At 53.4% G+C, this 12,063-nt stretch carries 8 protein-coding genes; all 8 read left to right on the forward strand.

The annotated features are described in order from the left end of the window. The 8 genes from AC0QKW_RS11440 (at position 1) to AC0QKW_RS11475 (ending at position 11,970) form a co-directional block, all read left to right on the forward strand. Positions 1–918, forward strand: a complete 918-nt coding sequence (locus AC0QKW_RS11440; protein WP_473151203.1) for a vitamin K epoxide reductase family protein — start codon at positions 1–3, stop codon at positions 916–918. Positions 919–933: 15 nt separating this feature from the next. Further along, a complete protein-coding gene (locus AC0QKW_RS11445; RefSeq protein ID WP_473151204.1) occupies positions 934–2,037 on the forward strand; it encodes a tetratricopeptide repeat protein in 1,104 nt (367 codons plus the stop codon). A gap of 674 nt (positions 2,038–2,711) precedes the next feature. Next, a complete protein-coding gene (locus AC0QKW_RS11450; protein ID WP_473151205.1) occupies positions 2,712–3,326 on the forward strand; it encodes a M23 family metallopeptidase in 615 nt (204 codons plus the stop codon). Positions 3,327–3,380: 54 nt separating this feature from the next. Further along, complete coding sequence (locus tag AC0QKW_RS11455; RefSeq protein ID WP_473151206.1) at positions 3,381–5,144, forward strand: peptidoglycan D,D-transpeptidase FtsI family protein; 1,764 nt, start codon at positions 3,381–3,383, stop codon at positions 5,142–5,144. A gap of 81 nt (positions 5,145–5,225) precedes the next feature. Continuing rightward, positions 5,226–5,372 carry a hypothetical protein gene (locus AC0QKW_RS11460; RefSeq protein WP_473151207.1) on the forward strand — a complete coding sequence of 49 codons (147 nt, stop codon included), beginning with the start codon at positions 5,226–5,228 and terminating at the stop codon, positions 5,370–5,372. A gap of 569 nt (positions 5,373–5,941) precedes the next feature. Further along, positions 5,942–7,729: a group II intron reverse transcriptase/maturase gene (gene ltrA, locus AC0QKW_RS11465; RefSeq protein ID WP_473151208.1), complete on the forward strand. Its 1,788-nt coding sequence runs from the start codon at positions 5,942–5,944 to the stop codon at positions 7,727–7,729. A 75-nt stretch (positions 7,730–7,804) separates the two neighbouring features. Further along, positions 7,805–8,863: a hypothetical protein gene (locus AC0QKW_RS11470; protein ID WP_473151209.1), complete on the forward strand. Its 1,059-nt coding sequence runs from the start codon at positions 7,805–7,807 to the stop codon at positions 8,861–8,863. A 134-nt stretch (positions 8,864–8,997) separates the two neighbouring features. Beyond that, positions 8,998–11,970, forward strand: coding sequence for a HEAT repeat domain-containing protein (locus tag AC0QKW_RS11475; RefSeq protein WP_473151210.1), 2,973 nt, complete (start codon positions 8,998–9,000; stop codon positions 11,968–11,970). Positions 11,971–12,063: the final 93 nt, after the last annotated feature.

Below are 12,063 nucleotides of genomic sequence, written 5' to 3' on the forward strand. Positions count from 1 at the left end.
ATGCCGCGTAAACAATCAACTCCCTGGATTCATCGCTATGCCCGCCCTCTGATGGCGGGGTTAGCGGCGGTTGGCGCTGTCGTCACCGCTTACTTAACGATCAACAAGCTCACGGGTAGCTCTACAGCCTGTCCTACTAAGGGCTGCGACATCGTGCTCTCTAGCCCCTATGCCACTGTGTTTGGCCAGCCGCTGGCCCTGTTTGGGTTTCTGGCCTACGTGGGCATGGCGGTGATGGCAATCGCCCCGCTGCTGGTTAATGGGGCTGAGCAAAAAGACCTCAGAGATAAACTCACCCGATTGACCCAACCCCTGCTGCTGATCGGCGGCACCGCCATGATGGTCTTTAGCGGCTACCTCATGTATCTGCTCACCGCAGAAATCCAGGCGGCCTGTCTTTATTGCATCGGCTCAGCTCTCCTCTCCACCAGCCTGTTTTTGCTTGCCCTCATCGGCCAAAATTGGTCTGATCTATCTCAGCCCTTCTTTATTGGCAGCATTACAGCATTTCTGGTGGTGGTGGGCACCCTGGGCGTCTATGCCAATGTCAACAGCCCAGTTGCCGAGGGCTCGGGCGATCAGCTGGGGCCTGCCATCACCACCCAATCTGGCCCGGCTGAAATGGCTTTAGCCCAGCATTTGAAAGATACTGGCGCTATTTTCTACGGAGCCTGGTGGTGCCCCCACTGCCACGACCAAAAGCAGCTGTTTGGCCAGGAAGCCAGCCAGGTTATGCCCTACGTAGAGTGCGCCACCCCCGAGGGGCAAGAGCAAACCCCCGAGTGCCAGGAAGCTGGCATCACCGGCTATCCCACCTGGGAAATCAATGGTGAACGCCTGTCGGGGACGCAAACCCTGGAGGAACTTGCCCAGCTCTCGGGCTATACCGGCCCCACCACATTTCAAAATGCAATTTAGCGCGAGGAGAATCCCTTGAGAGGTACAGGTAAACTATTGGGCCTGGCGGGTGTGGCGATGGGAGGGCTGTTGACAGTGGCCACTCCGGCGGGTGCCCACAGCCCTGGCCAGGCGTTGAGCGAGCAGGCCCAACGCGATGAACTGATCGACTTGCTAGAGTCGGGGGCAGAGCTAGTTGAAGCCGGTGATCTGGCTGAGGCGCTCTCTCGCTACCAGCACGCGGCTGGTCTAGCTGCGGACAACGCCAAAATCTTCTCGGCCATTGGCTACCTCCAGGCTCGCCAGGGCAATTTTCAAGCTGCGATCGCAGCTTTTCAAACCGCTATTGGGCTAGAGCCTAACAATCTGGCTGTTTACTTTGGTTTGGCCCATGCCCACAGCAACCTGGGGGAGTATGAAGCGGCGGGCAACGCCTACCGGCAAATTCTGCGATTGCAGCCCGATCACCAGGCGGCTCAACTGGGGCTAGGCGCGGCGCTGTTTCAAACCGCAGCCTTTGAAGAGGCTCTGGCGATCTACACCAAGCTTTTGCAGCAAGACCCCAACAACCTACAAGCCGCCGAATCTATCGGCCTGATTTTGCTCCAGCAGGGCAGTACCGATGCGGCGATCGCAGCCTTAGAACGGGCCGCTGCTCTGGCCCCCCAGGCCAGCCAAATTCAAATGAACCTGGCCATTGCCCACCTCAAAGCAGGGGATATGGCCTCGGCGCTCACCGCGTTTAGAACGGCAGCGGCAGAGGAGCCTCGCAACGCCGACATTCGCATGCAGATTGGCTACCTGCTCTGGCAACAGGGAAATCTAGATGCCGCCCTAGAAAGCTATCAGCAGGCGGTTCGGCTTCAGCCCGACTCAGTGATTGCCCACGATGCGATCGCCGATCTCTACTTCGAGCAGCAAGAGGTACTGATGACCATCGTTGCCCATCGCGAGGTACTCGAACTGGCCCCCGATCACGCCCCTGGTTACTACCATCTAGGCGTTGCCCTAGAGGCGCGGGGCCGCCGAGCAGAGGCGATCGAGGCGCTGCAAAGGGCCAAGACGTTACTTCTGGAGCAACAAAACAGTGAAGACGCCCAGATTGTTGATCAGCTGCTGCAAAAACTCCAATCGTCGTAGTCTGCCCAAGCTAAACAGACTGCCCTTTCCACAAACTCCGCCTATAACCACATTGATGCACTACGGAACGTTGAACTATGGCGACTGACAGTAGCAAAAGAGAATTCAACCCGTTCTTGGGGTACAGCTACTCTAGGCGGCTGATAGAGCTAGGGCGTGTCGTCCTGCTTGTGGGTGGGTTGGGCAGCGGGTTGGCGGTTGTACCAGCCCTGGCCACAACTGACATAGACCCATCAACCCCTATTTCAGCAGAGGCGTTGCTCCCGGCAGAAGCTAGTCCGTCCGGAGTCGAAAGTGTACCCCAAGCTCCTGCTCCTGCTTCAATACAGGGTTCGGTAGACGTGTTACCTAGTACGAGCGTTAGCGCACCTGCTCAGACCTCCGAACCGGCTGTACCCAGGCAACTGCCTGCTAGTGCCTCTGTTCCAGCTGGGTACAACAGCGTCTTTATTGACCCAACTGACTACAGCCTTGGGGCGACAGCGGCTCCAGGGGCTTCTCCTAATCTCGTGTTTGCAGAACGAGTAACGGGCTGTCAAATCACCATAGCAGGGTCGCAAACCCCTCCCCAGTCTTCCTGTCAAGCAACCGACCCCGACTCTACCAATTCACCTGCGGATAGTGGCGATGGCATTCAAGTGGGGCCTGTTACTATCAGCTCGCGCGGTGTTAGCTTGGGCGATACCACCATCGTTAGCCGAGCCCAGTTAAATGAAAAGCTGCGGCCCTTAAACATCCTCCGGCGCGGCAATGAGGAATATGTTTTCCCCCTGTCTATTCCAGCCCCAATCACCTCGCTGTTCGGCTGGCGGATGCATCCCGTCCATCAAAACTGGCGGTTTCATGCTGGCACTGACTTGGGGTCTCCTGCTGGCACCCCGGTTTTAGCCACCCGTTCAGGCAAGGTTGCGGTGGCCGATTACCTTGGCGGCTATGGCCTAACGGTAATTCTGCGCCACGATGATGGGGATTTGGAGTCTCGCTATGCCCATTTGTCCAAGCTGGCCGTGCAGGCTGGGGAATGGGTTGAGCAGGGGGAGGTGATTGGTCTGGTGGGCAGCACCGGCACGGCGACCGGCCCAAACCTGCATTTTGAAATCCGCCAGCTAACTAGTCAGGGCTGGGTAGCAGCAGATGCCAGAGATATCTTGGATGACGGCATTGCTGACCTGCTTAACGTTATCAACAACCCCTTGCAGGCATTGGGAACAGGTACCCCTGGTGAAGCCAGTGGCGCAGCGGCTCCCGCTGACTATCCCTTCCGCCCGGCCCAGCCAAACGCCAGCTAGTGCCCTGGCTACAGCATCTGTCATGTCCAAAAGCCCTTTCTCCCTTTTGCAGCGATGGCCACCCCTACTCGTGCTTCTGCTCGGCGCAACCAGAGACTAGCTCAGCAACGTCAACTGTTGGCCGTCAAAATGCAGGTGGTGGCGTGGCGGCGCATCGTTATCGTCTGGCTGCTGTTGGTGCTGGCCTTAGTCGGGATCGGTGGGCGGCTGGTCTACTTACAGCTTCTGCAAGGGGAGACCTTGAGTGCTCTAGCCGAACAGCAGCGATCGCTACCGACACTGATTCGTCAAGCTCGTTATCCAATTGTCGATCGTTTCGGTGGCGTGCTGGCCACCGATCGGGTTGCTTACACCCTCTACATGCATCCCAAGCTCTTTAATCAGTCTGTTGCCGAGGTAACCGAGGCATTGTCCCCCGTGGTGGCTATGCCCCAGAACGAACTTCTGACTTTACTTAACCAGCAACCCACCGGTATTCGGTTTCCGGGTCAACTGTCAGAGGCGGTGGGCGATCGCATTCGAGCGTTACGCCTCGATGGCCTAGAGTTGGTGCCTCAGCAAGAGCGGTTTTACCCCCAGCAGGAACTCTTTGCCCCGATTGTGGGGTTCATCAATCTCGATGGAAAACCCCAGGCCGGATTAGAGATGGCCTACGCCGAACAACTCGCGATCGCCACGCCCCAATCGGTCGATTCATCGGTTCCGTCGTTAGCGAGTGGGTCATCCCCAAACGCAAGCCTGCGCTTGACGCTTGACAGCCGCCTACAGCGCATTGCCCAGCAAGAACTAGAGGCTGTGGTGCAGGCCTATGACGCCCAGCGAGGCACCGTAATGGTGATGGACGCCCCGACTGGAGAAATCTTAACCCTGGCCAGCGTGCCCACCTATGACCCCAATCGCTACTACGAAGCCGACATCAGCGCCTTTCGTACTTGGCCAGTGAGCGACACCTACGAACCTGGCTCGACCTTTAAACCGATCAATGTTGCGATCGCCCTAGAAGATCAAGTAATTTCCCCTGATGACGTCATCAACGACAGCGGGCGCATACAGTTTGGTAAATGGTTGATCAAAAATAGCGACTACAGCGAGGTCGGTGCCCGAGGCCCCATTTCAATTACCGATATCCTCAAATATTCCAGCAATGTAGGCATGGTGCAGATCATGCAAAAAATGGCAGCTTCCAACTACTTTAGCTGGCTAGAACGCCTGACCCTAGGGCAGCCTACAGAGATTGACTTGCCGTCGGAAGCCTCGGGGCAAATGAAACCCCGAGACAAATTCATCAACAGTCAGGTCGAAACGGCTACCACCTCGTTTGGTCAGGGGTTTGCGCTGACACCGGTAAAAATGCTGCAACTGCTGGCCACCTTAGCCAATGGTGGGAACCTGGTAACCCCCCACATTGTCGAGGGTATGGTGGCAGAAGACGGTACCTATCTGTGGCAGACCGAACATGCCGATCCTAAAGCCGTCTTCTCCCCACAAACTACCCAGCAGGTGCTTGCCATGATGGAAGCAGTGGTTTCTGAGGGAACCGGTAAACCCGCCCAAATTGAGGGCTACCGGGTTGCTGGCAAAACGGGTACAGCCCAAAAAGTTAACGACTCAACCGGGTACAGTTCTGCCCGCATCACTAGCTTCGTAGGCATTGCGCCCGTGGAAGCCCCCCGCTATGTGGTGTTAGCGGTCATTGATGAGCCCACTGGCGAGAACGCCTACGGCTCGACGGTAGCAGCTCCTCTGGTTAAACGGGTGATGGAGTCGCTGTTGGTGCTCCAGGGAGTATCTCCGAGTCGCGCTGGAGAAGTGCCGTGAGGCACAAAGATTTTAGGACTCGCTCTCACCACGTTCGCATCATTGACGTGCTGTAATCAACTTCCCAAGGGGGAATTCAACATGTGGCCAGTCAAACACGGGCAACCCTATGCCAACGAAATCGAACGGTGGATGTACGCCAACTTTGTGGCAGCCTTCTTTGAGAAATTCGACGAGCTGCGCGACCTCGACGTTGACGATCCGTTTGAGTGTATCGATGTCGTGTGACCCGTTCGTCCGAAACCGTGAAAACGGGGGATGGACGGCGAGGTTTAGAACCTTGACAACTTGGAGCTTGACGTTGGGTGAAATCCCCAACCTGTAGGGTGAGTACAGATAGCAACATCCCCACTGAGGCGATTGGTTATCAAATTGGTGAAGCGGGATGTAACGGAGGTCACTCAGAGCCTAACTGGGAATCCCTCCAAGCTGGTTTCTATGGACAGCGAAAGCGAACATGTGATGAGATGTCGTGATGCATAACAGCCTACGTAGGCTAAATGGCTGGGCTAAAAAGCATGGTTCATATAGGGCTGGATGAAGGCGTCGCATCCAGACTCACTACCTCGAACCCGGTATCGAACATGGTCCTAAGGAAACGTCAAACAAGCTCCAGGAACGGGATAACTCTGATGAGGCTCTCAATCTAAGGTCGATAGGCTTGAGTAGGTAACCAACTGCAAGCCTCATCAGAGCAGGATGGGTTAAGAAGCAAAGGCTCTGGGGAAAGCCTAGAGATAAGCAGACGTAACCCCGACGTTAGGAAAGATAGAGTTGCCAGTAGCAATTAACACATCATGAGCACGGTTCAGCCAGTGTATGAATGGAATACCGTTCCCTGGAAACAGGTGGAAAAGCGAGTATTCAAGTTGCAAAAACGAATCTATCAAGCTTCTAGTCGAGGAGATGTCAAAACAGTCCGACGACTTCAACGGTTACTAATCAAGTCCCACTCAGCCAAACTGTTAGCCGTGAGGCGAGTGACCCAAGATAACCAGGGAAAACGAACCGCCGGGATTGATGGTGTGAAGTCCCTTCCGCCAAAAGCCCGATTAGCTCTAGTGAACCGATTGTCGTTGCAAGGAAAGGCTAGACCTGTACGCCGGATTTATATTCCAAAGCCAAGAACCCAAGAGCGACGCGCTTTAGGAATTCCAGTGATGGAGGATCGGGCAAAGCAGGCCCTAGTTAAATTAGCGCTAGAACCCGCATGGGAAGCGAAATTCGAACCAAACTCATACGGATTTCGTCCAGGGCGTTCGGCCCATGATGCTATCTCAGCGATTCGTAAGGCTATCGATAAACGAAGTAAATTTGTCCTCGATGCCGACATCGAGAAATGCTTTGATAGGATTGACCATGTGGCACTTCTGAAGAAGCTAGATTGTTCGCCGACTGTCCGCAGGGTGATTAAAGGCTGGCTCAAGAGTGGTGTGCTAGATGGGAATACACTATTTCCAACAGAATCTGGTACCCCACAAGGCGGAGTCATGTCGCCGTTGCTAGCCAATATCACACTACATGGCCTAGAAACTGCCATTCGTCGGGCGTTTCCAGCCACGGGTTATGTAGACGGCAAACGACAAAATCCTTATGCGCCTATCATTGTTCGCTATGCCGATGACCTGGTCATCCTCCATGTTAAGCAGGAGGAAATTGAGAAAGCTCATAAGCTAACAGATCAATGGCTGAATCAATACGGACTTCGACTAAAACCCAGTAAAACGAGGATTACGCATACCTTAGAGACTGAAGAAGGTCCCCCAGGATTTGACTTCTTGGGGTTCAACATTCGACAGTATCGGGTTTCCAATAGACGCAGTGGTAAAACTCCTCACGGGGAACCACTGGGCTACAAAACGCTAATCCAACCCAGTCAGACATCGGTTAAACGGTTCAAGCAACGTCTTAAAGAAGCGGTGGTTAATCACCGTTCAGGGAGACAATCAAGTCTAATCCACTTGCTTAATTCCTTAATCCGAGGATGGTGCTACTACTTCCGAACCGAAAACAGTGCCAAATGCTTTCATCGGCTCAACCAAGATATCTTTGATATGCTTTGGGGCTGGGCAAACAGACGGCACCGAAACAAAGGGAAGACCTGGATTTATGACAAATATTGGCGTAGGGTAGAAGGCTCCATTCGGTTCGCAGATACCCATGACCATGTTCTGCTCAGACCCTCAATGATTCGGGTGATGAGACATGTCAAGGTTCAGGGGACTCGAAGCCCTTATGACGGCGACTGGGTTTACTGGTCTAGGCGCATCACTAAAGCCCCAAAATATGCCAACCGAGAATTTCGCATTCTAGTTCGGCAACGAGGACGGTGCGCCCATTGTAGGCTGTTTTTCAAGGCGGGAGACCTGATTGAATTCGACCACATTCTACCTTCCAGTTTGGGAGGAACGAATGGAATAAACAACCTTCAGGCACTGCACCGACATTGCCACGACAATAAAACTGCACAGGACGGTTCTTGTAGAAGTGCTCATGTCACGAGTCCTAACGTTGAGGAGCCGTGTGAGGCGAAAGTCTCACGCACGGTTCTGAAGCCGAGTCGGGAGGGTGACCTCCCGGCTTAGGTTAACACCGAGCAGTTTGATGCCCTACCTAGCGAAGCAAAGCTAGCGGCGGTCTGTGAATCGGCCATAGCAATTATGGATCCGCTGTCTTCCCTGGGGGGGCAAAATGCTCTGCTTGCTGAAGCGGGGGCGATTCCGTTTGAGTGTATGAAAGGTCTCATTGTCATGGAGATTGAAACCACCCAGGAGCTTGAGTCTATAGAGCCTGGCTTCTCAAAATGGGGCGACTTCTGGCGGCGGCAGGTGCTTCTATTTTTCTATGGCCTCCATGGCTTGTCGTTGGTAGACATGGTTGAGAGCATTCTTTATGAAGAAGCCAGTGAGCCGGGAGAACGGTCTGAAGCCCTGATTCAATCGTGCAGCGCTCGGGCGCAGGAAGCGATTGACCAGAAAACCTATCTCGACTTTCTGCCCTGGATTCCGAAGTCATCCCAAGACAGTGATGTTGAACTATGGAACGCCCTAATCGAAGACTACCTAATGGACGATCGCCTGTTTCGCGATCGCGACTGGTTGATCAGCCTGCCTTCTTCCCATCCTGAATTACCCGATGCAGCGGTACTGGAGTTGCAGTTCAAAAATCAGGAAATTCAAGAAACTGTCGGCATTGCCCCAGCCTACTTTGATATGGGGCTGAGCCAACGACAGCTCAAACCCTGGCCAGATCTCAGGCGAGAGCTGGAGACCTATTGGGTTGCGCCCCACTTACAGACCCCGGTCATTGTCCACAGAATTGTGGAGGCTCTGGGGCAAGAGCATTTACTGGGGGCACATCCAGCCGAGAACAGCGAACTAGAGGCATGGCGTTTGGGTGCGCCTAAACGTGTGCAGGACTTACTGGAGAAAGTTACCTTTCGCGAAGGCTGCCACTTAGCCCTGAATATCTCTCAGCCGGGCGAGGTTGATCAGCTAGTTCCCATTACCCACATCAGCGTGCTGGAAGCGGAGGCGGGCTATGGCGTAGGAGGAAGAATCTGCGAGTTTGAGACTGAAGCTGCTGCTGCTGCGATCGGGGATGCGCTGAATCCTGATGCGATCGAGGAGGTGGTTGCTTTGGCAGTTGAGGGGTTGGGGTCGTTTTTTAGGCCGACCGAGGATGCGGAGGAGTCACCACCGTTTGCTGAACCTGGGTGACCAGGGCGAGAATCGTCGTTTGATGGAAAGGAGTCTTCTGGGAGAAGATATAACTGAAGGGTAGCTTCGGCCCAAGCTAGAGAGGTCGGGCGAGAAGCTGCCGGATAATGCTCTCAAGAGCATAGAGCGTTGATATGCCCCAACGGCTGGATGAACTGCTGCAAGATTGTACGGTCAAGATTACGGTCCCTGGCGGCTGGGGGACGGGGTTCTTTGTTGCGCCGGGGTTGGTTTTGACCTGTGACCATGTGGTCAAGGCGCTGGAGGGTGACGCTCGGGCTCTGATTAATTGGCAGCAGCGGAGTTTTGCTGAGGCGACGGTGGTGGAACGGCGGACTGAGGTTGATTTGGCGCTGTTGCAATGCTCGCCACTGCCGGATGTAGAGGTGCCCTGTGTTTATTTGGGTGAGGCGTTTCAGCCCCAGGATGACCTGTATACCTACGGCTATCCCGATAGTTTTCCTCAGGGGACATCGATGACGGGGGAGTGTGAGGGCTCGGCGATGGAGAAGGGCTCAGAGTTGCTGGTGTTTAAGCTGGCCCAGGTGCGTCCGGGGTTGAGTGGTGCGCCGCTGCTGAACTGGAGGACGGGCCGGATCTGTGGGATGGTCAAGTTTACGCGCGATCGCAGCATCGATCTGGGCGGCGGTGCGATTCCCAGTCGGGTGATTTTGGAGCAGTTTCCGCAGCTGCGAGACCAACAACGGCAGTTTCACCAAACCGATCTCCGCTGGTATGACCTGGTGACCAAGCCAGAGGCTGGGGTTGATTTTGCCCCCTACTTGCAGGCGCTCGCTACGACCTACAAGAAATGGTGGACGCACTACACGCTGACGGATACCACTGGCAAAGCAGAGCAACCCGCACCAGAGCAGCCCCAAATTTTTGACTTTGGCCTGATGGTGCAGACCGTTGAGAAAGAAGCCTCAGAGCGAGAGGTAGATCCATCCCAAGAGCAGCGTAAGAACACCGAAAGGCTGCCGGTTCTGGAGGGAATTCGCAAGTATGCCGACGACCACGTGCTGCTGGTGGGCCGCCCTGGTTCAGGCAAGTCTACCGCATTGATTCGTCTCCTATTAGAGGAAGCTACACAGGCATTGCAGCAGGGCAAGGGACAAGTTCCTGTCCTGATAGAGCTGCGTTACTGGAATGTTTCCATTGAGGGGCTAATTCAGGGATTTCTGCAACGGCATGGGCTGACGGTGAATGGCTCCACCTTGTCCACACTGCTCGGCCAAGGGCAGTTTTTGCTGCTGATCGATGGCTTGAATGAACTGACTTCGGAGAGCGCGAGAACCCAGCTTTCAGCCTTTCGGCGGAACCACCCTAAGGTGCCGATGATCTTCACTACGAGGGATCTAGGCCTAGGGGGTGACTTGGGGATTGAGAAGAAGCTGAAAATGCAGCCGCTGACCGAGCCGCAGATGAAAGCGTTCGTTCGCGCCTATATACCCGACCAGGCGGAGACGATGCTAAGACAGTTGAATGACCGCCTGCGAGAGTTTGGCCAAACGCCGCTGCTGCTGTGGATGCTGTGCGAGGTGTTTCAGCAGTCGCCCCAGCGACAACTGCCCACCAACCTAGCAGAGGTGTTTCGAGCGTTTACGACTATGTATGAAGACAGCAGCGTGCGCAAGCATGAGGTGGCGCTGCTGAAGGGGGATGTGCGGCCTCTGAGCGATCGTCGCCTGTGGAAAGACGCCCTCAAAGCCCTGGCGGCGCTAATGATGGATGGCGAAACCCCGGTGGATTTTCGCGTGGCGATTCACCGCGCCGAAGCCGAACGCGAACTCAGCAAACTCTTTGCCAAGGAGAAATTCCCCGTCCGCGACATCTTGGACGATCTGCTCAAATACCACCTACTGCAAAACCGCACCACCGACCAACTCGAATTTCGCCACCAACTAATCCAGGAATACTACGCCGCAGAACACTTACTGGATCTACTGCCTGATTTACTCAAAGACGAGGAAAAATTCAAGCGAGACTACTTCAACCTGTTGAAGTGGACTCAGCCTACTGCTTTGATGCTGGGATTGATATATAAAGAAGCTCAAGCATTACAAATAATCGAACTCGGGCTTTCAGTGGATTTTTACTTGGCAGTCAATCTTGCAAATGTAGTGAGAAAAGAATGGCACGGGAGCCTAGTCGGTTTATTAATGAAGTCAGATCTTCCAAGAATAATTAAAAATACGGCTATCGTTCTCACCAGCCCTACACCTCAGAATGCCAAGCTAAAAGAATTGTTTCATCAAGAAGAATTTAGGCCCGAAGAAAACGATGAACACTTAGAAATATTGATTTCCTCCTTGGATGACTCCAACCATGAAATACGTGAGTATGCAATACGAAAGCTATCTCAAAATCACGAAGCTGAATCAATCGAAAACCTCAAAAGGGCATTCAGAAAGGAATCTAGCAGTGACTTACGCACCTTAATTATAAATGTTTTAGCAAATACCGAAAAAAGCGCCCCTGCCAGTCTTATAGAAGAAGCCTTAGATGACGAGAACTGGCTTGTCAGGCTATCTGCCGCTCAAGCGGTCAGAAAGCTAAATTATAAGACACTAGCGCCTAAGCTTATTGATATGCTCCAGGATGAAGATTATGATGTTCGTGGTGGAGTCGCTCAATCTCTTGCAGAGTTTGGCGAAGATTTGGAAATTCATGCAGTTCTAACTTCTTTTTCACGAGCTGATGAAGAACACTCTTTTGCAAATGATTTTCACAAATTTCAAATTGAGCACAGATTCATCTCTGAAGCTCTTAAAGGATTTAGAAATTCTTCTTTGAGTATCAGAAAAAAGGCTTTGGATAGTCTAAACAATATCCGTAAGAAGTCCAACTTGATACAGTCAATGAATGGTTTTCAGGTTGCCATCGAAAAGGCTCCATGGCAATGGACTAGTCTCGTTGAGTCTCTGGCTGCAATAGGCTGCCAAATGTCCATTGAAGTGGTTGACGAACTTTTGGAAGGTCAAATAGAAGATGAAAATCTTCAGCTAATTACTGTTCCAAATATCGCGGAAAAATGTCTTTTATACTCTTCCATTCCAGCTCTGAAAAAAATATTTTATAGTCGTCATGTTAACGAGCATATCTGACTGCCTGACACATCTTTATGCGGCCTCCCAAGGCGGTAGTTGGCAGCGCAAGGACTGGATTCTAGAGAACCAGATGCGGTCATAATATCGGGC

The organism is Pseudanabaena sp. PCC 9330 (assembly GCF_055795045.1).